The sequence below is a fragment of the Amycolatopsis sp. WAC 01376 genome (genome assembly GCF_003947415.1).
Lineage (GTDB): Bacteria > Actinomycetota > Actinomycetes > Mycobacteriales > Pseudonocardiaceae > Amycolatopsis.
On sequence record NZ_QHKL01000004.1, the window covers coordinates 243,614 to 266,094 of the forward strand.

The window sequence follows — 22,481 nt, forward strand, 5'->3', positions numbered from 1 at the left end:
ACCAGCAGTTATGCGACTTTGCCGAGACCCTGGCGCCTAAGTACAGGAAGGGGTCCTTCATGTACCTCAAAACAGTCACGACGCCCATCGCCCGATGTACCGCCGAGCGGGAGCCACTGGCCGCCGCCCCCGTTCGGCGTCAGGATGGCCCGGTGACCGAGATCGTTTTCGACGCGAGCACCCGTTCCTGGCTCATCCGCACGGCGGCCACGAGCTACGCGCTCAGACTGACCGAGGACGACACCCCCGCCCACGTCTACTGGGGCCCGGCGCTCACGCCGGACCAGGTCGCCGACCTCCTCCCCCGGCCCCTGACGCGCTGGGACTCCTTCAACGATCCCAACGAGGGCTTGGACGAACTCGCCGCCGACGGCGGCACCCGGTACTGGACCCCCGCCCTCCAGGTCCGGTTCGCCGACGGGACCCGTGCCCTCGAATGGCGGTACGTCTCCCACGACATCGACGGCGGACGCCTGCTCGTCCATTTCCGCGATCGTCACTACCCGTTGCGCGTCACGCTCGGCTATCGCGTCCCGGACGGCACCGACGTCGTCGAACGCTGGACCGAACTCACCCACGACGGCACCGATGGCCCGATCGAGATCGTTCGCGCCGACTCGGCGACGTGGGCCGTGCCGATCCGGCCGGACTACCGGATCAGCCACGTCGTCGGCGGCTGGGCCGCGGAGAGCCGGCTGCTCCGGGAGCCGGTGCCCCACGGCGAAACGACGTTCGGCAGCAGGCGCGGCATCACCAGCCACCATGCCAACCCGTGGGTGATGCTCGACGACGGCGAAGCGACCGAGCGGCACGGCGAGGTCTACAGCGCGGCGCTCGCGTGGAGCGGTTCGTGGCGGATCACCACCACCCGTTCGTCCGCCGGCCGCCTCACCGTGACCGGCGGCTCGGGCCAGGACGGCGTCGTCCCCCGGCTCGCACCCGGCGACACGCTCACCACGCCGGTCTTCGCCGGGTTGTACACCGAGGGCGGATTCGGCGCCGCGAGCCGGGCCTGGCACGCGTACACGCTCGGCCATGTCCTCCCGTATCCCGGCGAACTCCGGCCGGTGCTCTACAACTCCTGGGAGGCCACGGGTTTCGACGTCACCGAAGACGGACAGTGGAAGCTGGCGGAGAAAGCGGCGGCGCTCGGTGTCGAACTGTTCGTGATGGACGACGGCTGGTTCGGTGCCCGGAACGGCGACCACGCCGGTCTCGGGGATTGGCACGTCAACCGCGACAAGTTCCCGAACGGTCTCGAACCGCTGATCGGCGAAGTGCACCGGCTCGGCATGAAGTTCGGGCTCTGGGTCGAACCCGAAATGGTCAATCCGGACAGCGACCTGTACCGCGCGCATCCGGACTGGGTCCTGCACCATCCACAAAGGACACGCTCGGAGCTGCGAAACCAGCTGGTGCTCAATTTCGCCCGCCCGGATGTCGCCGAGTGGGCGTTCGGCACGCTCGACTCACTCGTCGGCGAGCACGGGATCGACTTCCTGAAGTGGGACATGAATCGCCCGTTCAGCGAGGCAGGCTGGCCCGCCGACGACGACCCGGATCGGCTGTGGGTGGAGCACACTCACGCGGTCTACGCGATCATGGACCGCCTGCGCGCCCGCCACCCCGGGCTGCGGATCGAAGCGTGCAGCGGCGGGGGTGGCCGGATCGATCTCGGGATCATGGCCAGGACGGATCAGGTCTGGACCTCCGACAACACCGACGCGCTCGACAGGCTCGTCATCCAGCACGGCTACGGCCAGGTGTATCCGGCGCGCGCGATGTCGGCGTGGGTCACCGACGACCCCAACTTCGTCACCCACCGGTCCACACCGCAGCGCTTCCGGTTCCACGTCGCGATGGCCGGAGTGCTCGGCATCGGCGGCGACATCGTCGAGTGGCCCGAGGAGGAACTCGAGTACGCGCGCGGGCAGATCGCGCTGTACAAGGAGATCCGGCCGGTCGTCCAGCACGGCGAGCTCTACCGTCTCGTGCCGCCGACCGGCGACGGCGTCTCCGCTCTGCAGTACGTGGCGGCCGACGGAGAGCGGGCGGTCGTGTTCGTGTTCCGGCAAGCGGCACATTTCCACACTCCCGAACGACCGGTCCGGCTCGACGGCCTCGACCCCGCCGCGCGCTACCGCGACGAGGACACCGGGAAGGTGTGGCACGGTGCCCCGCTCCTGGCACACGGCCTGTTCCCTGGTCTGCCGGACGGCGACTTCGCCAGTGTGGTGATCCGGCTGGCCAAGCTCTGAGCGCCCCAGAGATCAGATGTATCGCGCATTTGGGCGCCAAAATGCAGTGATAGCCGCTTGACATCCCCCTAGACATCCGATCGAATGCCCGTCGTATGTGAGCCGCGAGAAGGGTGGCTGGGGCATGAGAAGGTCCTTCGCGTTGGGAGCGGCACTGCTCCTCGCCGCGAGCCTCACCGGCTGCACCGTGGGCGGCGGCACGGGCGGTTCCGGTAGCGAGATCTCGTTCCTGACCTTCGAGACGCCGAACCTTCCACCGTCCTATTGGGACTCCGCCATCAAACGCGTCATGGACCGCAATCCCGGCCTCAGTGTGAAGAAACTGGTCGCCCCGTCGACCGACCGCACCGGTTACGCCAAGCAACTGCTGCAGTCCGGCCAGTTCCCCGACGTGGCGATCGCCGTCGACTCGGCCGGTTTCGCCGAATCGGGCAACCTCTACGCGTGGACGCCCGAGGAGCTCAAGGACTTCCAGTTCCCCGGCGCCAACCCGATCAAGGGCGGGCATCACCAGCTTCCCGCCAACACCCAGACCATCCCGCCGATCTACTACAACAAGAAGCTCTTCGCCGACGCCGGGATCACGTCACCGCCGAAGACCTGGGCGGATCTGCTGGCCGCGTCGGAGAAACTGAAGGCGAAGGGCGTCACCCCGTTCACCATCGGCGGCGGCAAGGAAGGCTTCCCGTCCGCGATGCTGCTGGACGGCCTGGTCAGCGTCGAGGTCTACGGCAAGACACCGGACTGGCTTTCCCAGCGGCGGGCCGACAAGGTCAAGTTCAGCGACCCGGCCTTCCAGCAGGCGTTCGGCAAGTTCGCCGATCTGGTGGCCAAGGGGTACATCGACAAGACGCAGGTCGCGCGGGACTATTCGGCGACCGAGGCGGCCTTCCTGAACGGCGAAGGCGCGATGTACCCGATGGGCAACTGGTTCGCCGCCAGCGCCGACGCCAAGAAGCCGTCCTTCGAGATCAGTGTCTTCGACTTCCCTTCCGAGGACGGGAAACTCGTCGTGCCCGCCTATACCGGTGGCGGCATCGTCGTCAACGCGAAGTCGCCGAACCTCGACGCGGCAAGGAAGTTCGCGCTCGCGTTCCAGCTCGACAAGGAACAGATCGATGCCTCGGTCAAGGCCGACGGACTGTTCCCCGCGATCAAGGGCTACACACCGCCCGCCGACGTCGGCCCGGTCTTCAAGGCGGGCTACGAGCTCTACAAGGAAGCCGTCGCGAAGAACGCAGTCGTCAACGCCTTCAGCTGGGAAACCGCCGACGACGGACTCCTGCCGGGGATGAAGGACAAGGTCTACCAGGCCGCGCAGGACGTCATCATCGGCCGCAAGACGGTGTCCGACGCGTGCGCGTTCCTGGACACCGAGTGGGCGAAGGCACGCTGACACCACGATGGGAAGAAAACCGATGTGGGCGCGGGTGTGGCATTTCGCCTCGTTCGGCGCACCCGGTGTCGTCATCTATCTCTGTTTCGTCATGGCGCCGATCCTCATCAGCTTCGGCTACAGCCTGACGAACCACAACCCGTTCGATCCGCCCGCGGAATTCGTGGGTCTCGACAACTACCGGCTGCTGTTCCAGGACGAGCAGTTCCTGACCGCGCTGCGGGTCACCACGATCCTGACCGTGATCGTCGTCGTGGTGCCGAACGTGCTCGGGCTCGGCGTCGCCCTGCTGCTCGACCGGAAAGGCTGGCTGTACAACGCTTTGCGGAGCGTGTTCTTCACGCCCGTGATCCTCAGCTCGGTCGTGGTCAGCATCATCTGGACGAAGCTGCTCGACGACCGGGGGCCGGTCAACGACGCGCTCCGCGCCCTCGGCGTCGAGCATCCGCCCGGCTGGCTTTCGGATCCGGATCTCGCGCTGTACTCGCTGGCTTCGATCGTGTGCTGGCAGATGCTGGGGTTCTGCGTGGTCGTGTACCTCGCGGGCCTGCAAGGTGTGCCCGCCGAACTGCTGGAGGCGGCGGAGATCGACGGCGCCGGACCGGTCCGGCGGTTCCGCGCGGTGACCTGGCCACTGCTCGCGCCGTCGCTGACGATCAACACCGTCGTCCTGCTGATCTCGGCGTTCAAGACCTACGACCACGTCAAGGTGGTCACCAACGGCGGGCCGGGTTCGGGGACCACCGCCACCATCGCGTTCGACGTCCTCGCCACCGGCCTCGACGCGAACCACGTCGGCTACGCGTCCGCGATGGCCGTGGTGATGCTGGTGATCGTGGCGACGCTGACCACGATCGTGCTGCGGTTCCTGCGGCGGCGGGAGGTCGACCTGTGACCACGAAACTCCGGCCCGCCGCGGCGATCCTGGCAAGCGCGCTCTTCGCCGTGCCGCTGTACTACGTGCTCGTCAACGTGTTCAAACCCGGCGACCAGATCGCCGAAGAGCCGGCGTCGGTCCCGCTGCCACCGACGCTGACCAACATCCACGCCGTCCTCACCCGCCCCGACGGCCTGTTCTGGGTGAGCCTGGCGAACAGCATGCTCGTCACCCTGCTGTCGATCCTGGTGCTGACCGTGCTTTCGGCGATGCTCGGGCACTACCTGGCGCGCTCGGACCGGCGATGGACCAAGGTGCTCACGCTGATCCTGTTGGCGGGCTTGATGATTCCTCCCCAGGTGATCCTGATCCCGGTCACCGAGGTGCTGCGGCTGACCGGGTTGATGGCGACGCTGCAGGGCTTGGTGCTGTTCAACGTCGGCTACTACGTGCCGTTCGGCGTGTTCGTGTTCACCGGATTCATTCGCGGGGTACCGGTGGAACTCGAGGAGGCCGCCCGGCTCGACGGGGCGAGCCGGGCGCAGGTGTTCTGGCGGATCGTGTTCCCGCTGCTGCGCCCGGCGACGGCGAGTGTGCTGATCTTCCTCGGGGTGTGGATCTGGAACGACTTCATCGACCCGTTGATCATCCTCGGGCCCAGCCAGGGCACCACGATCACCACCGGGATCTACCGCTCGATCGGCCAGTACCAGACGGATCTCGGCAGCGTGTTCGCGCTGATGTTCCTGGCCACGCTGCCGGTGCTGATCTTCTACCTGGCGTTGCAGAAGCAGTTCGTGAAGGGACTCACCGGCGGCGCGACCAAGGGCTGAGTTCCGTCAAGGCCCGAACGCCATGAACGGTCCGTTCCTTGCGAAATTTGCCAGGAACGGACCGTTCCTAGCACGCGCGACGACGTGAAAGGGCCGCTCAGAGCTCGGCGACCTTCCCGTCGGCGACTTCCAGCCGCCGCGTCGTCGCCACCGCGTCGAGCATCCGCCGGTCGTGTGTCACCAGCAGCAGCGTCCCCGGATACTCCGACAGCGCCGACTCCAGCTGCTCGATCGCGGGCAGGTCGAGGTGGTTCGTCGGCTCGTCGAGCACCAGCAGGTTCACCCCGCGCGCCTGCAGCAGCGCCAGCGCCGACCGGGTCCGCTCCCCCGGCGACAGCGTGGCGGCCGGCCGCAGGACGTGCGCGGCCTTGAGCCCGAACTTCGCCAGCAGTGTCCGAACGTCGGCGTCGGCGAGTTCCGGGACCTCACGGGCGAACGCCTCGACGAGCGGAAGGTCGCCGAGGAACAGCTTCCGTGCCTGGTCGACCTCGCCGACCACGACACCGGAGCCGAGCGACGCGGCGCCTTCGTCGACCGCGACCCGCCCGAGCAGGGCGGCGAGCAGCGTCGACTTCCCGGCGCCGTTGGCCCCGGTGATCGCGACCTTGTCCGCCCAGTCGATCTGCAGATCCACCGGGCCGAGGGTGAATTCACCCCGCCGCACCACCGCGCCGCGCAAAGTCGCCACGACCGCGCCCGCCCGGGGCGCCGCGGCGATCTCCATCCGCAGTTCCCATTCCTTGCGCGGTTCCTCGACGACGTCGAGCCGCTCGATCATGCGGTCGGTCTGCCGGGCCTTCGACGCCTGCTTCTCCGTCGCCTCGCTCCGGAACTTGCGGCCCACCTTGTCGTTGTCGGTGGCCTTGCGGCGGGCGTTCTTGACGCCCTTTTCCATCCACGAACGCTGCATCGAGCCCCGCGCTTCGAGCGAGGCCTTGGTGTTCGCGAACTCCTCGTACTCCTCACGCGCGTGCCGCCGCGCGACGGCACGTTCCTCCAGATAGGACTCGTAACCGCCGCCGTAGGTCCGCACCTGCTGCTGCGCGTAATCGAGTTCGACGACGCGGTCCACGGTGCGGGCGAGGAACTCCCGGTCGTGGCTGACCAGCACGGTCCCGGCGCGCAGCCCGGTCACGAACCGCTCGAGCCGGTCCAGGCCGTCGAGGTCGAGGTCGTTGGTCGGCTCGTCGAGGAGGAAGATGTCGTACCGGCTCAGCAGCAGCGAGGCCATCCCCGCCCGGGCCGCCTGCCCGCCGGACAGCGACAGCATCGGCTGGTCGAGGCTGACGGTGAGTCCGAGATCCGCGACGACCTCGCCCGCACGGTCGTCCAGATCGGCGCCGCCGAGCGCGAGCCAGCGGTCGAGGGCCAGACCGTAGGCGTCGTCCGCGCCGGGTTCGCCCGCGGTGAGCGCTTCGGTGGCGGCGTCGAGTTCGGCTTGGGCGGCGGTGACTCCGGTACGCCGCGAGAGGAACGCACGGACGGACTCACCCGCACGACGTTCCGGCTCCTGCGGGAGGTGACCGACGGTGGCCGTCGGCGGGTTCAGCCGGACGCTGCCCTCTTCCGGCGGTACGAGGCCGCCGAGGGTCTTCAGCAGGGTCGACTTGCCCGCGCCGTTGACGCCGACGAGACCGATCACTTCGCCCGGGGCGACGACCAGGTCGAGACCGGAGAACAGCAGACGGTCGCCGTGGCCGGCGGCGAGATCCTTGGCAACGAGTGTGGCGCTCATGAGATCGGTAAGTCTACGGGGACCGATTGAACAGCTCGTGGTCCCTCGGAAGAGTGGCAAGTATCCAAGCGATCACGGAACGTGGGTAACCTGGTTGTTCTTCTGGACCCGAACGAACCCCTGAGCATTGAGGTCGGTGACAGCAAATGGCGGATTCCGCCACCCAGGTCCCCGTCGTCCACCAGCAGAAAGGCGGTACCCGTAGGCCGACGTTGAGCAGGCGGCGGGAAGTCAGTCACGCCAGCGCGCGATCCCTGTTGATGACGATCCTCGGCGAATACGTCCTGCCCCGTGACCGGCCCATCTGGACGTCGACGCTGGTCGAGGCGCTGCGCGTGCTCGACATCGAGGAAAAGTCCGCACGCCAGGCGCTCGCCCGTTCCTCCGCCGAGGGCTGGGTCGTCTCCGAACGCGTCGGACGAAGAGTGCGCTGGTCGCTCACTCCACCAGGCAGGCGCCTCTTGACCGAAGGCGCGGAACGGATCTACGCCTTCGGCAACGAGGAGAAGGCATGGGACGGCCGCTGGCTGATGTTGATCGTGTCGGTCCCCGAAGCGAAGCGGGACCTCCGGCACCGGCTGCGCACGCGCCTGACGTGGGCCGGGTTCGGTTCGCCGGTGGCCGGCGTCTGGGTCAGCCCGGATCTCAGCCGCCAGCGGGAGGCCCAGCAGATCGTGCAGGAACTCGGCCTCGACGCGCAGGCGATGTCGTTCACCGCCGCCTATGGCGACGTCGGCGACCAGGAGACGATGGTCGCGCGGTCCTGGGATCTGAGCGAATTGAAGGACCGCTACGAAGACTTCATCGACCGCTTCACCGGTTTGCGGCCTTCAGGTGAACGTGGCGTCCTGCGCGCGCAGACCGAACTCGTCCACGAATGGCGCAGCTTCCCCTTCCTCGATCCGCGTCTTCCGCTAAAACTCCTCCCCGACGGTTGGAGTGGCGTGCGCGCGGCGGACCTCTTCCACCGCAAGCACGTCGAATGGCGACCAGAAGCACAGGCGCAATGGGACGAACTCGCGGACTCCTCCGGCTAGGGTCACGGAAAACGATCTAGCGGAGGGACTTCGTCTTGGCCACCTCGATCCGCCTCGACCGCGAGGGCGACATCGCCGTCCTGACCATCGCTTCGCCGCCGCTGAACCTCTACACCGCGGAACTCCAGCAGGAACTGGGCGAGGCGATCGGCGAACTGGAGGCCACGCCGCCGCGTGCGGCGCTGATCCGGGCCGAGGGGAAGATCGTCAGCGGCGGTGTCGACGTCTCCCTGTTCGACGCCCAGGCGAGCGCGGCCGAAGCGAAGGTGCTCTTCGACGAGATGCTGGCGATCCCCGACCGGATCGCCGCCCTCCCGTTCCCCACCGTGTTCGCCGCCCACGGTCTGTGCCTGACCTGGGCCTTCGAGGTGGCTGTCGCCTGCGACATCATTCTCGCCAGTGAGAAGGCCAAGTTCGGCTTGGTCGAACGCGTCGTCGGCCTGACTCCGACCATGGGTGGCACACAGCGGCTCGCCGCCCGCGCCGGCGTCGGCCGCGCCAAGGAGTTCGTGATGACCGGTGCGGCCTACGACGCCGCGACACTCGAACGCTGGAACGTGGTGAACCGGGTGTTCCCGATCGACGGCTTCGACGAGGCCGTGCGCGCCTTCACGACCGACCTCGCGCAGGGGCCGACAAAGGCGCACGCGGCCACCAAGAAGGTCCTCGAGCACTACGAGCACGGCGGCGTCGCCGAGGCGAACGAGCACATCACGACGATCGCCGCCGGGCTCTTCGACACCGAGGACCTGCGCGGCGCGGTGAAGTCGTTCCTCGCCGACGGCCCGGGCAAGGCGACCTTCACCGGCCGCTGAGCCGGCCCGCACGACCCCGATACCGCAGCGCCGCTTCTCCAGCGGCGCTGCGGTTTTCGTTTCGGCAGGGGTTTCTTCCGGCAGCCGACCGCACGCCGCCCCCACAACGGCGGAGGATTCCACCGAGCGCCCTGGCCTGGTGGTTCATGACCGACGAATCGGTCTAGACCTTTTATCCGCGTCGCGCTACATTCAAGCGTGGTCTAGACCACACGCGCCATTTTTCAGAGCAGGTCAGTCTCGCCGCCTCTTTTGGAGAGAACCGCCATGAGACGCACCGGAAAACGACTACTCAGCGCATTCACCGTGACACTCCTCGCCGCCGGGCTCTTGGTAGCCGCGGGCAATCCGGCACTGGCGGCGGGCCGCCTCCGCGCCGCCTTCACCTTGACCGGAACCAACGGTGAGTACACCGTCACCAACCCCAGCAGCGAAACCGTCGCCGACTGGTCCATCACCTTCACCGTCCCCGCCGGCGTGACCGCCACCAGCGGCTCCAACGGCACGGTTTCCCAAACGGGCAACCAGGTCACCCTCACCCCGGCGTACTACATCAAATCGCTCGCGCCGGGCCGTTCGACCTACCCCTACAGCCCGTCCTTCCGGCTCAGTTCGGCCGTCAACCCGACCACGTGCCGGATCGACGACGCGAACTGCGACGGTTCGGGCGACACACCGCCGTCGGCCCCGGCCAACCTGCGACTCGTGGCGAAGACGACCACGACCGCCGCGCTGGCCTGGAACGCGTCGGCACCGGGCTCGCTGCCCGTCACCGGCTACGACGTCTACCAGGGCACCACGCTGGCAGCCTCGGTCACCGGTACCGAAGCGAGGATCACCGGGCTGACGCCGAACACGGCCTACAGCTTCACCGTCGTCGCCAAGGACCGGAAGGACGCCAAGTCGCCGCCCACCCCGGCGCTCGCGGTGACCACCAACAACCCGGGTGATGACACCCAGGCGCCGACCGCGCCGTCGAACCTCCGCTCGACCGCGGTCACGTCGGGCTCCGTCACGCTGGCGTGGAACGCGTCCACGGACAACACCGGCGTCGTCTCCTACGACGTCTACCGCGGTACGACCCTCGCTACGACGGTGACCGGGACGACCGCGACGGTGAGCGGGCTTTCACCGTCCACTTCGTACTCTTTCACGGTCAAAGCCCGCGACGGGTACGACAACGTCTCCGCGGCGAGCGCGGCCGTCAGCGCTCGCACCGGCGACATCGTGAACGGGTACGCCCGGGTCGGCTACTTCGTCCAGTGGGGCATCTACGGCCGCCAGTTCTTCGTGAAGAACATGGTGACCAACGGATCGGCCGCCAAGCTGACCCATCTGCTGTACGCCTTCGGGAACATCGACCCGGTCAACCACACCTGCCTTTCGGGTGTCACCAAGGGAACGACGTCCAATCCGCAGGACCCGAACCAAGGTGACGGAGCGGGCGACGCGGAAGCCGACTACTCGCGGCCGATGTCCGCCGCCCAGTCCGTCGACGGTGTCGGCGACACCGGCTGGGAAACGCTGCGCGGCAACTTCAACCAGCTGAAGAAGCTCAAAGTCAAGTACCCCAACATGAAGATCCTCATCTCGCTGGGTGGCTGGACCTACTCGAAGTACTTCTCCGACGTCGCGGCCACCGCCGCGTCGCGGCAGAAGTTCGTCGCGTCGTGCATCGACACGTACCTGAAGGGCAACATCAAGGCGTACGGCGGTGCGGGCGGCCCGGGTACGGCCGCGGGCATCTTCGACGGCATCGACATCGACTGGGAATGGCCGGGCAGCCCGGACGGGCACCCCGGGAACCACTGGAGCGCCAACGACAAGACGAACCTGACCGCCCTGCTGGCCGAGTTCCGCACGCAGATGGACGCCTACGGCGCCACCACCGGCAAGCGGTACGAACTGCAGGCGTTCACCCCCGCCGACCCGGCGAAGGTCAAGGGCGGCTGGGAGATCCCGAAGATCTTCGACTACCTCGACGTCGCGAACGTGCAGGGCTACGACTTCCACGGCTCGGGCAGCGACAACTCGTGGGAGCCGAACCGCACCGGCCATCAGGGCAACCTCTACGCCGACGCGGATGATCCGTACAACTTCAAGTTCAGTGTCGAATCAGCGATCAACGCCTACACCGAGGCCGGGGCCAATCCACGGAAACTGACCCTCGGGCTCGCGTTTTACGGGAGAGGCTGGCAAGGGGTCGCGGACGGCGGCAAGAAGGGCGAATGGCAGAGCGCGACAGGAGCCGCGCCCGGCCAGTTCGCCGAGGAAGCAGGTACTCGTGGCTACGCGAATCTCCTGGCCAGTGTCCCCAACTGCGCCGTCCAGCACGACACCGCGGCAGTGGCCACGTCGTGCTACACCGGCAACGGCGGGCAATGGTGGACCTTCGACGACGCCTGGTCCATCCAGCAGAAGGTCGCCTGGCTCAAGACCAGAGGACTGCTCGGAGTCATGGCCTGGGAGATGTCGGGTGACACCGGATCCCTCATGACCACAGTGGACAATTCGCTGAAGTGACGGTTCCCGGGGTGCCGGTGTTCGTCGCCGGCACCCCGGCACCGTTCGTTCAGCCCGCTGAACCGTGCGGGATCCTTTCTTTTCGAGGCGAACAAAGGTCTTGACGCGGCTGGTTCAGACCACGACACTGAATCGCGCGCCGCCGGTGACCTGGCTCACGCCCGCCCGAGGAGAACCATGTCCCTACCGAGGAAACTGCTCGCCCTGACCACCCTCATCCCCTTGGCACTAGGCCTTTTCAGCGCACCCGCCCAGGCCGCGCCCGCCACCTTCACCCATCCCGGCGTGCTGGTCAGCCGCCCGCAACTGGATTTCGTCCGTGCCAAGGTCCAGGCAGGCACGCAACCGTGGAAACAGGCCTACGACTCGATGATGTCGAATTCGTACGTGTCACTGTCCCGGTCACCGAAACCACGCGCCATCGTCGAATGCGGTTCGTATTCGAATCCGAACATCGGCTGTACCGATGAACGGCAAGACGCGATCGCCGCGTATTCCCTTTCGCTGGCCTGGTACATCACGCGCGACGCGAAATACGCGACCAAGGCGATCGAGATCATGGACGCCTGGTCCGCGGTACTGAAAGATCACACGAACAGCAACGCTCCCCTGCAATCCGCATGGTCGGCCTCCTCGTGGCCGCGCGCCGCGGAGATCATCAAGCACACCTACACGAGCTGGCCGAACTCCGGCCGCTTCGGCACCATGCTCCGGAACGTGTACCTGCCCGAGGTGATCAACGGCAGTCACAGCAACGGAAACTGGGAACTCAGCATGACCGAAGCCGCGATCGGCATCGCCGTGTTCCTCGACGACAAGGCGGCCTACGACAAGGCCGTCGCGAAGTTCCGCACCCGCGTCCCCGCCTACCTCTACCTGGCCGGCGACGGCGCGCTCCCGAAGACCGCGCCCGGCAGCGGCCTCGACACCCGCGACAAGATCGTGAAGTACTGGCAAGGCCAGACGACGTTCGTCAACGGCCTCTCCCAGGAGACCTGCCGTGACTTCACCCACACGGGCTACGGCCTCGCCGCCATCGCGAACTTCGCCGAGACCACCCGCATCCAGGGCCAGGACCTCTATCCCGAGATCGCCGACCGCCTCCGCGAAGGCCTCGGCTTCCACGCGAAGTACCAGCTGGGCGCGGCCGTCCCGTCGTGGCTCTGCGGCGGCAACCTGAAGCTCGGCCTCGGCCCGATCACCGAAGTCGGGTACAACCACCTCCACACCCGCCTCGGGCACACCATGAGCAACACCGAGGCCCTCACCCTGCGCCAGCGCCCGGCCGGCACCAACAACCTCTTCGTCTCCTGGCAGACGCTCACCCACGCCGGCAACCCACAGTGACCCCGTGGGGGCCGCCCGAATGCGGCAGGGCGGCCCTCACGGTCCGTTTTCGCAGCTCAGACACACAGTGACCCCTGGTTGCAAGCGCCTGTTCGGGACCCGCTAAAGTACTCACATCGCACTCCACGGAGCGCGGGTCCGGGCTGTGGCGCAGTTTGGTAGCGCACTTGACTGGGGGTCAAGGGGTCGCAGGTTCGAATCCTGTCAGCCCGACCGGAACAAAAAGGGCCCGTGAGCTGGAAAATCCCAGCTCACGGGCCCTTTTGGTGCATCAATTGGTGACAGCATGATCCGCGTTCGGGGGATATCTGGGGCCATGCCTGACTAACTGCCTGACTACGGTTCTCGGATCCTACGGCTGACGATGTCATCCATCGCTGTCGCTGCCTCGACCATCACCGGCCGGATCTGGTGCCGGTAGACCCGTTCGGTGACCGCTGTTCCGCTGTGCCCACACAGACGCGCGATGTCCTCGATCGGCACCTTCGCGTCCGAGAGCAACGACACGAAGCTGTGCCGCATCTCCCGCGGTGTCCACTCCCCCGGCTCCAGCCCAGCGGCCTTGACCACCCGCCGGAACATCCGCAGGACGTTGTGGCGGTCCAACTCCGTACCAACCTCGGACGCGAAGACGAGACCGCGATCAGTCCAGCGCTTGCCCTTTCCAGCGCGGTGCCTCATCTCGGCACGCACCCTCACGTTGGGCTGGCGGATGCGATGCAACCGAAGAGCGACGACGCACCGACGTGGCATCGCCAAGGTGCGACGCGACTTCTTCGTCTTCGTGTCGCCTCCCGCCCGCACCGACCGCCACACGCTGATGGAACGAGGAACAGGAGGCGTCGCGGCGGCATTTCCATTGAGGTCGACGTGGTCCCACGTCAGCGCCCGCAGCTCTTCTGTTCTCGCGCCGATCAGCAGCGACAGCACGATATAGGCGTGTAGCGACGAGTCTTCGGCGGCTTTCAGCACCGCTTCCGCCTGCACCAAGGTCAGGGACTTCGACGGTCGGCCTTCCAGTCCCACCGGGATCTCGCACAGCATCACGACATTTCGCTTCACCTTGTCTCGTGCTTCTGCGCGCTTCACCGATCGATTCAGGATCGAATGCAGCAGGCGCACGGTCCGCGTGCTCACCTTGGTAGCAACGTCGGCGAGCCATTCGTCAACCTCCCCAGCCGACAATTCACGAAGCTTGCGCTTCCCCAGATTCGGGATGATGTGAAGGTTGGCAAGGTTCCGGTAGTTCTTGACTGTCTCAGGGTCTCGGCCTGACAGCCCATACGCCAGCCAGTTACTGACAGCCTCGCCGACCGTGTACGTCGCGGCACCGGTCGGCAAGCCGTCGTCCAGATCGCGGATCAGCTCCTTGAGTTTCTCCTTGGCGTCGGTCTTGTTCTTCGCGCTCGCGGTTTTTACGAGCCGCTTTCCCGCCGGGCTGTACCCAGTCGTGACTTCGACAATCCAGCGTTGGCGTTTCTCCGACCATCGAAGTCCACCGTCGCCACGGCTACGCCGCTTGGCCATGCATTACCTCCGCTTCTTTTTCGAGGAGCGCCACGTATTCACGAATGGCGGAAACAGGGATGAGCCGTGCTCGACCCTGCTTGACCGACCGCAACCGCTTAGCGCGGATCTGCTCGTAGATGGCGGACCGGCCCATGGCAAGCAGGTGCATTGCCTCGGGGATCTTGTAAAGCTGCTTCGCGGGATCGAGCTCGCCTAAGACGGTGAGCGGCGTCTGGGCGTTGCGGCTGACGGTGTCCATATGAGGACCTCTCTGGTGAGTGCTGGAAGCCTTCGACGACGTGTACGCGAGGGGCTACCGGCTACGGTGACGCTGGGTGTGTGCGCCCCGGAGGGGCCCCGCCAATTACGCTAAATACGCTAAATGCCGGTAGAGACACTGTTTCCGCTGGTCAGTGGCGGCGCGGGTGATCTTGGGGGCTGTCCCGCAGAATTCCGCTAAATTCCCGCACAAATGCCTCGCGGCCCGGAGGGTCGTGCCCACTGCTGGTCGGTGGTGACTGTGCGTGGCGATGGGTGGGTGTGCCGACGGAGCCCGTGGTGAGGGGTCTGGGTATTTGTGCGGGATTTGTGCGGGATTCTGCGGGATCCGGTGCCCGGGCGCCTGTAGGCGGTCTGACCTGGGCAAACGTGCCCGGTCGGGGATTTCTGCGTATTTAGCGTAATTAGCGGGGCTTCCGGCGGGCCGGGGTCGGCTCCGTCAGGTGGTGGTGTTGCGGTACATCGGGTGGGTCCAGAAGGTCGGGCTGGGTTTGCGGCCTCGTGTCCCCGGCGGGCGTTCGGGTGGCGAGTCCAGAGCGATGTGGCCGAGTTCGTCGAGGATCTCCAGGCCGACGTCGACGTCGTTGGCTCGGGTGATCAGGCCGCCTCGGACGCCGTCGTAGATCTGCTTTTTGGTGAAGCTGTCGGGGCGGGTGGCGGTGATCCAGGCGAGGAGTTTGGCGGCGGTCTCGAGGTTGGTGTCGCGTCCCATCTGTTCGAAGGTGTGCAGGGCGTGGCTGGCGAAGTAGCGGCCGAGCACCCATGCGTTGGCGACGATGTCGGCGGTGATGTGGGTTGTCCACGGGTTGTGCGGGTGTTCGGCGATGTGCAGGAGGGCGGCGATCCGCGCGGTCTGGCCGTGCAGCTTGCCTGCCCAGTCGGCCATGTGCCGCCAGACTCCACCGGCGGGGTCGAGCTTGGGTTCGATCTCGTCCTGGATCTCTGCCATGAGGTCGTCGGCGGCCGGGGTGAACACGAGTTCGGCGGGGGTGTCGAAGCCGTGCAGGGTGTGGGCGATGGCGTGGAGCTGGGTGTTGTACTCCTTGGTGATCGCGTCGGGGATGGGGTCGGGCCGGGCACGGCGGTGCCCGGACAGCGGGATGGGCCGGGCGTAGAGGATGCGGGCGAGGAACCCGTTGCCGCGCAGCTTCTCCGGGAGTTCGTCGATGACGGTCGGCTGGATGGTCAGCCCCAGCGTCAGGGCCGGGGTGGGGACGTGTTCGTGACGGTCCCCGCGGTCCACTCGGAGCTGGGTTCCGGTGTAGCCCTTGAGGAACACCTCGGCGTTGGGTGCGCCGGAGTAGCGGCCTGCGACGTTCTCGAAGATGGTGCCCTCGTCCGAGAGGACCGCGAGCCGCCCGCCCTGCTGGGCCAGGATCGTGGCGACCTGCTGGACGGTGGCGTCGTCGGCGACCAGCCGGGGTTCGACCGGCACGGTGATCTCCTCGGCCGACAGCGCGGCCTCGACCGCGTCGGCGAGTGCCCGGCCGCGGGCGTCGTCGTCGGTGGTGGCGTCGCCGACGGCGTTGGCGGCGGCCTTCTGGGCTTTCTCGGCCACTCCTTCGGCGGCGTGCAGCGACACCCGCGCCGTCTGGATGGCTTCCTTGGACTCCTGCTGTAGCTGGGCTTCCAGGTCGTAGATCGGCGCGATCATCGCCTTGAACACCGGGGACTTGCGGGCACTCGGTTCCATGACAACGACGGTGTAGAGGTTGACCGGCTCGGCCCACCCGCGCCGTACCGTGACCTCAGCACGCCCGCCGGCCGCGGTGGACAGTGCCGCGAGCGCGAGGCACCCGGGCAGGTCCGTGGGCGTTTGGATGGCTTCGGCGACCGCTTCGACTTGGTCGGCGAGCCACGGCGGGAGTGCCGAGACGGGGAACGCGGGAAGGGTGGCGGACGTGGTGAGCGGCAACGGTGCCTCCCACGTGGTCGGCACGGCGTGCAGCGCGCGGGCGGGCTGAGCCATCGGGGGTTCTCCGTTCGAGCGGTGGTACAGGACGAGCGGTGGTGCCGCCAGGTCAGGTAGCGGGGCGCCATGTCCGGAACCGAACAGGTTCGGTCATTCCTGGGCGCGACGTTTCTGTTCGGCCCGGATTTGGTCGTAGATCGAGGACGGTGTGCCGTGGTGGACGCGTGCCGCTTCGAGGTCCTTGTCGGTGGCGTTGGCGAGGCCCGCCGCTTGGACGCGTCGGAGCGCGGCGGGGTCCTGCACCGGTTGGATGGCGATGATGTGCTGTTGCTCGCCGCCGACGGTGACCGCGGCGGCGTGGGCGTCGTCGGTCAGGGCTTTGCGGTTGGATTCCGGGGCGAGGTGGATGTTGGGGTTGTCGCGCGCCATGTCCCGCAAGGCCTGGGTGACTTCGGTCTGGTCGACGTCGGCGAGGGCGTTGCGGATGTCGACGATTCCGGCCCAGCCGTTGCCGTTCGCGGTCAGTGTGGCCACGGCCGCACGGATGCGGTCCTCGATCGACGGCTCCGGGGCGGCGGCCGGGTCCGGCTGGGGCTGCGTGTCCTCCGGACCGTCCGGCTCGGGCCGAGGCTGCTCGGTTGCGGGCACGGCCGGTTCCACCCGCGCCGGACCGCTTCCGGTGCTGCCGCTGCTGGTGGCGGGCGGCCGGTTTCCCTTGCCGAGAGAGGATCCTCGTCCGCCCATCACCGGTCACCGTCCCAGCGCGACGGGTAGCACCGGATCGGTGTGCCGCCTCGGACCTGCTCGGTTGGTGGCTTGCCGTGGACCAGCACTACGGCGGGTTCCAGGCGGAGCAGCATTTCGGCGTACCCGGCGGCGAAGAGGCTGTGGGCCACGGGGTCGCGCCACACTCCGACGGTGGACACCGCGACCACCGACCGGGGCGGGATCCCGGCGAAGGCGAAGTCGTAGGAGTCCGCTGTGGACCAGCTGACGGTGGGGACGACGGTGACGCCGTGGTGCAGCAGCCACGCCCCGCACCACCGCGACCGGTAGACCTGCCACAGCTGCATCGCCAGCGGCATGTCCCGGTACAGGCTGAAATCCGGGGTCAGCGCCGCACCCACCGCCGCGCACCGGGACAGGCCGCGTTCCGGTTTGGACCAGACGACCTCGAACCGGTAGTCGTCGAGGAAGAAGTGCACCGCCGCACCCGGCCCGGCGGTCGCGGCGGCGCGCCGGTCGGTGTAGGCCACCAACCGGGCAGGTTCGAACGTGGCGCGTGGCAGGGCGGGGATGCCCCACAGGTTGTCCGTGGGCCACAGGGCACGGCAGTTGAGCTTGTCCCAGTTGCCGGGCATCGTCGCCCACCGGTGGCTGGTGCGGGTCCCGCCGCCGAGTTCCGGCGGGGGCGCGTCCGCGAGGTCGTCGGGGCGGTCGAAGTCGTGGGTGGTGATGGTCATCGAGTTGCCTCCCGCTCGTGTCTGTAGGCCGTGACGCGGCCGGTGAGCCAGTTGTGGACGACGAACCTGTGCTGCCCGAAGGCGTCGGCGATCGCGGCGTGCACGGGCAGGTCGTCGGGGTCGGCGAACGTGCAGACCCCGGCCTCTCGGTAGACCTGCACCTCGCCGTCGGGTTGCGGGCGCGCGGAGATCAGCACGGCGGGATGACCGACCCAGACCCCGCGGTGGCGGTCGTGCTCCGTCCTGAACTCCGTGTAGGTGTACTGCCGGTTACCCGGGGCATAGCCCTTCCGCAGGCCCATCGCGACCAGCGCGCCCACGGGCGCCAGCTGGCCGTCGTTGCGCCACGGGCCGTTGCGGACGAAGTCGAACGCCGCGACCTCGCAGTCGTTCTGGTCCGGGACGCCGTGGGTGACGCTGGGATCGCGGACCAGCACCATCCCGCCCGCGACCCGGCCCGTGGTGTGTACGTATCCGGTCAGCGGCACCCCGGTGCGGCCAACCGTCGCGGCGAGCGCGCCCGCGATCTCGTCCACCGCGACGTAGGGCGCCGTCGAGAGAAGCTGTTTCGTCCAGACACCGTCGGCGAACGCCGCCGGGTGATAGGGGCCAAGAGTGCTCATCGAGCAAGGTCCTTTCAGGATTGGGGAACGGTGGTTGCGCCGCGTTCAGGCGGCGGGGTCGAGCGGTTCGCCGGAGAAGGTCTCGATCACGGCCGAGGCGACCACCTCGGACATGGCCGGCGGGAAGGCGTTGCCGTAGCCGCGCACGACCTTGCGTTTGGACTTCGCGACATGTGGCGGGATCTTGAAGCCGGGCGGGAACCCCATCCCGGCGCCGATCTCGTGCGGTTCGAGCATCCGGAATGTGCACTGCTCGACCGGCGGGGTGCCGCCGATGAGGGCGTAGCGGTCGCGGGTGGTGAGTGTCCCGATCGGACGGTCGGTCAACTGAGTGCCGCCGTTGCCGTAGTAGGACATCAGGAACTCGACCTGCTCGGCTTGGGTCGGCGGGCCGACCAGGCCGTGGTGGTTGCCCTCGGCCGACACGGTCGGAATCGGCCCGTCCACCGGGTAGGCGGCGGTGGCGGAGCCACCGTTGCGCTGGATGGAGATGAACGGCGGTACCACCACCGCGGTCTCCCGGCGGCAGGTCTGCGTCCGCATCGGATCCGCCACGGTGGTGGCGGTGCCGACCCCGGCCCGCGCGGCGCACGACACGAGCAGGGGCGGGCACACGAGTGCGTCGTTGTCCCGCGTGGTCCTGGTCGGCAACGGCACATCGACACTGGTGGCCTCAGTGCGCCAGGTGCCTCCGGCCGGGGTGAGCAGGGCGCCGACGTGGCGGGCGAGCCCGGCCTCGATCCGGGCCATCGTGGTGGGCTCGAGCGGGTCCTTGCCGTGGGCGCCGCGCTCGCCGATCCTCGGCCCGGGATCGAGCGACCAGTCGATGATGGACGAGGCGGGCAGCACGCCGGGTTCCACGATCTGGTGGCGGCACGAGCGGTGCGGGCAGCGGTAGACATACTGGCCGTGCTTGATCCCGTAGACGCCCATTTTGGTGCGCGGGTTCTTGAACACCTGCACCGCGGCCACCATCTCGTCACAGGCGCTGCAATACGCCTTGGGACGCAGCCACTTGTCCCAGTCCGGATCCCGGCCGAGCATCTCGTGCCAGTAGGCCAGGACGAACCGGTTGCGGGACTGCGCGACCTTGCCGAGCGTGGGGCCGGTGACGTGCATGGCGTTGAGCGCGATCATGCGGGTGCGGTAGCCCTCGGCCACGATCTCGCCGCGCCAGCGGTTGAACTGGTCCCACTTCACGACCTGCACCACGTTCTCCACCAGGCCGCCAAGCACGGGCTTGCCGCGCCGGTTCATCGCTTGCAGGTAGCGCGGGATCTCCTCCATCAGCGCCCGCGCCCGCGCGGTGTCCGGATTCAGCGCCTTCGGCCCGCGCACCGGATCGAACAACACACCCTGCGTCGACTGGTCGAAGTCCCGCTTCACCCCGCGCGCGTCTGTCCACGGAGGACACGACGGCGTGGAGGCGAAGAAGTCCACACGTGGGAACTTCCCGATGTCCTCCTTCGCGATGTCCCCCTTGTAGTGGTCCATCTCCGGGTGGTTCAGCTCATGCGTGGCGATCGCGTCCGCGTTGTGGTTCGCCGGCAGCACACCCCGGGTGCCGGGCACCCGCAGCACACCGATGGTGTCCCCGCCGAACCCGGCGAACTCGTGGTAGGTGGTCCAGGTCATCGTGCCTCCTTGGATCGGCGGTGCGTGTGGGGACGGAGGTAGGGCGGCAAGGTCAGGTAATGCAGCTCGGTCCAGCCCTCGGTGTGCAGGCGCGGGAGCGCGGCGGTGATGTCGTGGTGCATCCGCCACACCACCGGGTCCGCGACCCGGCGGGCGGTTCCGCAAGCGGGGCAACGCCGTCCGTCGCGGCGGCCGTTCTGCGCGAGCACGCGCAACAGCGGCGGCAGGATCACCAGCCCCACCGTGTGGGCGCGGTAGTCGGCCGCGATGGCGAGCAGCTCGGCGCGGAATCGGGGCAGGAAGCTCGTGACGTCCCAGACGACCGTGCCCCCGCCGGCCAGCACCGCGCGGGTGGTGGCGTGCTCGGCGGCGACGGCGGCGGCGTTGACGGCCGGGTTTCCCGAGCAGCCACAGGGCGAGAGCGCCGCGCGGGTCTCATCCAGCGACACCACCACCGCCCCGGGCGGCGCGTGCCGTCGGCGCCACCTGGTTTTCCCGGCCCCGCACGGGCCGATCGTGACGATCAGAGTTGGACTCACGCGACCTCCCCGGGGCCGTCGCCCTCCTCGCCACCGGCGGTGTCGGCGGGCTCGTAGTCGCGGGCGTCCCACGGGTCGGGGTCGCCGGTGACGGTCAGCAGCTCGCCGGTGTCCCGGTTGCCCGCGACGTCGCCCGGGGCGAGCCCGGGCAGCCGTGATCGCTGGGTGCCACGGTCGATGGCTTCGATCCAGCACACCGCCACGGCGGCGACCTGGACCAGCTCGGCGCGCAGCGCGGCGGGGTCAGCCGTGGCGAGGGCTTCGAAGGTCTCTTCGGTGAGGATGTCGGCGAAGGTCGGTGCGTCGTGGCGGGCGGCCAGATCGGTGCGCCAGCGGGCGAAGTCGGCGGCCTCGGCCACCGTCACGCAGAACCGGACCTGGTTCGCCTCGTCCGGGCCGGTGCCGTCGGCGTGGTCCTGACGGCCCCATTTGGCGTCCTGGCGGCCGCGTTCCTCGGCCACCTCGATCAGCACGGGAAACGTGGCCGGGTCGGCCACGGGGTTGGTGGTCATGGCAACAACTCCCTTTCACGGGAAGGCGGCGCGAACAGAGCAGGGCCGGACACCTGGTGTGGTGTCCGGCCCTGCCCGTCTGTCCGAAGTGGTCAGGCGGCGTTCCCCGCGACCGAGGCGTAGAGGGTCTGGCAGGCCTCGCAGTCGCACAGCTGGCCCATCCCGGTGCCGCGTGTGCCCGGCGAGATGACGGCCGGTTCTTCGACGGTGGGCCCGGTCGGCGTGCCGTCGGACCGCCAGGTCGGGATGACCTCCGGCGGCCCCGCGTTGACCGTCTGGCACGGGCACCCCTCGGTGGTGCAGACGTTCGTGACCGAGCTGTGGAAGAAGTCCAGGTGCCCGCAGGCACAGCGGTGCACGATGGCGGCCATCAGCGTCACACCTCCCAGGTCTGCGGGTAGTGGCAGGCGCAGGCCGGGCAGGTCCAGTGCCCGGGGTCGTGTTCGACCCACCCACCGGCGCGGGCCCGGGCGGCCAGCTGGGCGCGGGTACCGGTAGCGGCGTTGCCGGTCCAGTCGTCGGGGATCCACGTCTCGCCACCGGCGCAGCCGATCGAGGAGCACCGCAGGCCCCACCCGGCGGGCTGGAGATCACGGAGGATGACCGCGTCCGGGTGCAATATCAGCTCGCTGTCCGGGTATTCACAGGCGACCTCGGCCAGCGCGGCGGCGTCCTCGAACGTCTCGAACCCCTCGGCCGAGTCCACGCCGCGGTGCCGGATCCGCCACAGCGGCGGCCGCACCGCCCACGACGTGCGGGCGTACACCAGCGGGCGACCGGCATCCTGCGCGCGGTGCATCGCGAAGTACAGGTCCCCGAACGCGGCTTCGGCGGACGGGTCGGCGTGCAGCTCCTGCATCGGCCGGTCCCAGTCCACTCCGGTGTTTTCCAGCCACAGCACGGCTTCGTGGGTGCGCAGGAACGACGCGGCGGGCGACACCCGACGTCCGGAGGACACGTGGGTCAGCACCCAGGTGCCGGTGTAGCGCAGCACGTCCCCGGCGGCGTGCGGGGTGAGCGCCAGCCCGGGCAGTGGGGTGCGTTCCCCGACCATCGGGGACAGCCCGTTCGAGCGGGCGATGGCCAGTTCGGTGAGCGCGGTCTCGGCCGCGGGGATCGGATAGCCCGGGAACAGGTCGCGACACGCGGCCGCGGTGGGAGGTGGTGCGGTGACGGTCATGGCGAGGA

General features: G+C 68.2%; 20 protein-coding genes and 1 tRNA gene. 9 read left to right on the forward strand and 12 right to left on the reverse strand.

All coding sequences use genetic code 11. The annotated features are described in order from the left end of the window. The first annotated feature begins 152 nt into the window (after nucleotides 1-152). The 4 genes from DMH03_RS23865 (at nucleotide 153) to DMH03_RS23880 (ending at nucleotide 5,364) form a co-directional block, all read left to right on the forward strand. On the forward strand, nucleotides 153-2,258 hold the full coding sequence (locus DMH03_RS23865; protein WP_125794235.1) for an alpha-galactosidase: 2,106 nt from the start codon (nucleotides 153-155) through the stop codon (nucleotides 2,256-2,258). A gap of 124 nt (nucleotides 2,259-2,382) precedes the next feature. After that, a complete protein-coding gene (locus DMH03_RS23870; protein WP_125794236.1) occupies nucleotides 2,383-3,654 on the forward strand; it encodes an extracellular solute-binding protein in 1,272 nt (423 codons plus the stop codon). A gap of 7 nt (nucleotides 3,655-3,661) precedes the next feature. After that, nucleotides 3,662-4,549: a carbohydrate ABC transporter permease gene (locus DMH03_RS23875; protein WP_233611606.1), complete on the forward strand. Its 888-nt coding sequence runs from the start codon at nucleotides 3,662-3,664 to the stop codon at nucleotides 4,547-4,549. After that, entirely contained in the window at nucleotides 4,546-5,364 is an 819-nt protein-coding gene (locus DMH03_RS23880; RefSeq protein WP_125794237.1) for a carbohydrate ABC transporter permease, read from the forward strand. Before DMH03_RS23875 ends, DMH03_RS23880 begins: the two co-directional genes overlap by 4 nt. Before the next feature lie 97 nt (nucleotides 5,365-5,461). Here DMH03_RS23880 and DMH03_RS23885 read toward each other — a convergent pair whose 3' ends face one another. Continuing rightward, on the reverse strand, nucleotides 5,462-7,099 hold the full coding sequence (locus DMH03_RS23885) for an ABC-F family ATP-binding cassette domain-containing protein (protein WP_125794238.1): 1,638 nt from the start codon (nucleotides 7,097-7,099) through the stop codon (nucleotides 5,462-5,464). 146 nt (nucleotides 7,100-7,245) lie between these two features. On the opposite strand from DMH03_RS23885, the gene DMH03_RS23890 reads away from it, so the two are divergent. The 5 genes from DMH03_RS23890 (at nucleotide 7,246) to DMH03_RS23910 (ending at nucleotide 13,034) form a co-directional block, all read left to right on the forward strand. Beyond that, complete coding sequence (locus tag DMH03_RS23890; RefSeq protein WP_125794239.1) at nucleotides 7,246-8,136, forward strand: PaaX family transcriptional regulator C-terminal domain-containing protein; 891 nt, start codon at nucleotides 7,246-7,248, stop codon at nucleotides 8,134-8,136. Between the two features lie 35 nt (nucleotides 8,137-8,171). After that, nucleotides 8,172-8,951, forward strand: a complete 780-nt coding sequence (locus tag DMH03_RS23895) for an enoyl-CoA hydratase/isomerase family protein (RefSeq protein ID WP_125794240.1) — start codon at nucleotides 8,172-8,174, stop codon at nucleotides 8,949-8,951. A gap of 306 nt (nucleotides 8,952-9,257) precedes the next feature. Continuing rightward, nucleotides 9,258-11,474, forward strand: a complete 2,217-nt coding sequence (locus tag DMH03_RS23900) for a glycosyl hydrolase family 18 protein (RefSeq protein ID WP_125794619.1) — start codon at nucleotides 9,258-9,260, stop codon at nucleotides 11,472-11,474. Between the two features lie 177 nt (nucleotides 11,475-11,651). Then, entirely contained in the window at nucleotides 11,652-12,821 is a 1,170-nt protein-coding gene (locus DMH03_RS23905; protein ID WP_125794241.1) for an alginate lyase family protein, read from the forward strand. Between the two features lie 139 nt (nucleotides 12,822-12,960). Continuing rightward, nucleotides 12,961-13,034, forward strand: a tRNA-Pro gene (locus DMH03_RS23910). A gap of 123 nt (nucleotides 13,035-13,157) precedes the next feature. Here the strand turns inward: DMH03_RS23910 and DMH03_RS23915 are convergent. From DMH03_RS23915 to DMH03_RS23965, 11 genes are all read right to left on the reverse strand, one after another. Beyond that, nucleotides 13,158-14,348 carry a site-specific integrase gene (locus DMH03_RS23915; protein WP_125794242.1) on the reverse strand — a complete coding sequence of 397 codons (1,191 nt, stop codon included), beginning with the start codon at nucleotides 14,346-14,348 and terminating at the stop codon, nucleotides 13,158-13,160. Continuing rightward, complete coding sequence (locus DMH03_RS23920; RefSeq protein WP_125794243.1) at nucleotides 14,332-14,589, reverse strand: helix-turn-helix domain-containing protein; 258 nt, start codon at nucleotides 14,587-14,589, stop codon at nucleotides 14,332-14,334. The genes DMH03_RS23915 and DMH03_RS23920 overlap by 17 nt, the downstream gene beginning before the upstream one ends. Before the next feature lie 459 nt (nucleotides 14,590-15,048). Then, complete coding sequence (locus DMH03_RS23925; protein ID WP_125794244.1) at nucleotides 15,049-16,578, reverse strand: YfjI family protein; 1,530 nt, start codon at nucleotides 16,576-16,578, stop codon at nucleotides 15,049-15,051. 93 nt (nucleotides 16,579-16,671) lie between these two features. Beyond that, on the reverse strand, nucleotides 16,672-17,265 hold the full coding sequence (locus DMH03_RS23930; RefSeq protein WP_125794245.1) for a hypothetical protein: 594 nt from the start codon (nucleotides 17,263-17,265) through the stop codon (nucleotides 16,672-16,674). After that, nucleotides 17,265-17,984, reverse strand: coding sequence for a DUF4417 domain-containing protein (locus DMH03_RS23935; protein ID WP_125794246.1), 720 nt, complete (start codon nucleotides 17,982-17,984; stop codon nucleotides 17,265-17,267). The genes DMH03_RS23930 and DMH03_RS23935 overlap by 1 nt, the downstream gene beginning before the upstream one ends. Further along, on the reverse strand, nucleotides 17,981-18,607 hold the full coding sequence (locus DMH03_RS23940) for a hypothetical protein (protein ID WP_125794247.1): 627 nt from the start codon (nucleotides 18,605-18,607) through the stop codon (nucleotides 17,981-17,983). The genes DMH03_RS23935 and DMH03_RS23940 overlap by 4 nt, the downstream gene beginning before the upstream one ends. A gap of 45 nt (nucleotides 18,608-18,652) precedes the next feature. Next, the gene (locus DMH03_RS23945) at nucleotides 18,653-20,242 is read right to left on the reverse strand and encodes a DNA cytosine methyltransferase (protein ID WP_125794248.1); all 1,590 of its coding nucleotides are present in this window, start codon (nucleotides 20,240-20,242) and stop codon (nucleotides 18,653-18,655) included. Continuing rightward, nucleotides 20,239-20,781 carry an AAA family ATPase gene (locus DMH03_RS23950; RefSeq protein WP_158633106.1) on the reverse strand — a complete coding sequence of 181 codons (543 nt, stop codon included), beginning with the start codon at nucleotides 20,779-20,781 and terminating at the stop codon, nucleotides 20,239-20,241. Before DMH03_RS23950 ends, DMH03_RS23945 begins: the two co-directional genes overlap by 4 nt. Next, complete coding sequence (locus DMH03_RS23955; protein WP_199748992.1) at nucleotides 20,778-21,293, reverse strand: hypothetical protein; 516 nt, start codon at nucleotides 21,291-21,293, stop codon at nucleotides 20,778-20,780. The genes DMH03_RS23950 and DMH03_RS23955 overlap by 4 nt, the downstream gene beginning before the upstream one ends. Before the next feature lie 92 nt (nucleotides 21,294-21,385). Next, the gene (locus DMH03_RS23960; RefSeq protein ID WP_125794250.1) at nucleotides 21,386-21,664 is read right to left on the reverse strand and encodes a hypothetical protein; all 279 of its coding nucleotides are present in this window, start codon (nucleotides 21,662-21,664) and stop codon (nucleotides 21,386-21,388) included. A 5-nt stretch (nucleotides 21,665-21,669) separates the two neighbouring features. Next, entirely contained in the window at nucleotides 21,670-22,473 is an 804-nt protein-coding gene (locus DMH03_RS23965) for a hypothetical protein (protein WP_125794251.1), read from the reverse strand. Between the last annotated feature and the right edge of the window lie 8 nt (nucleotides 22,474-22,481).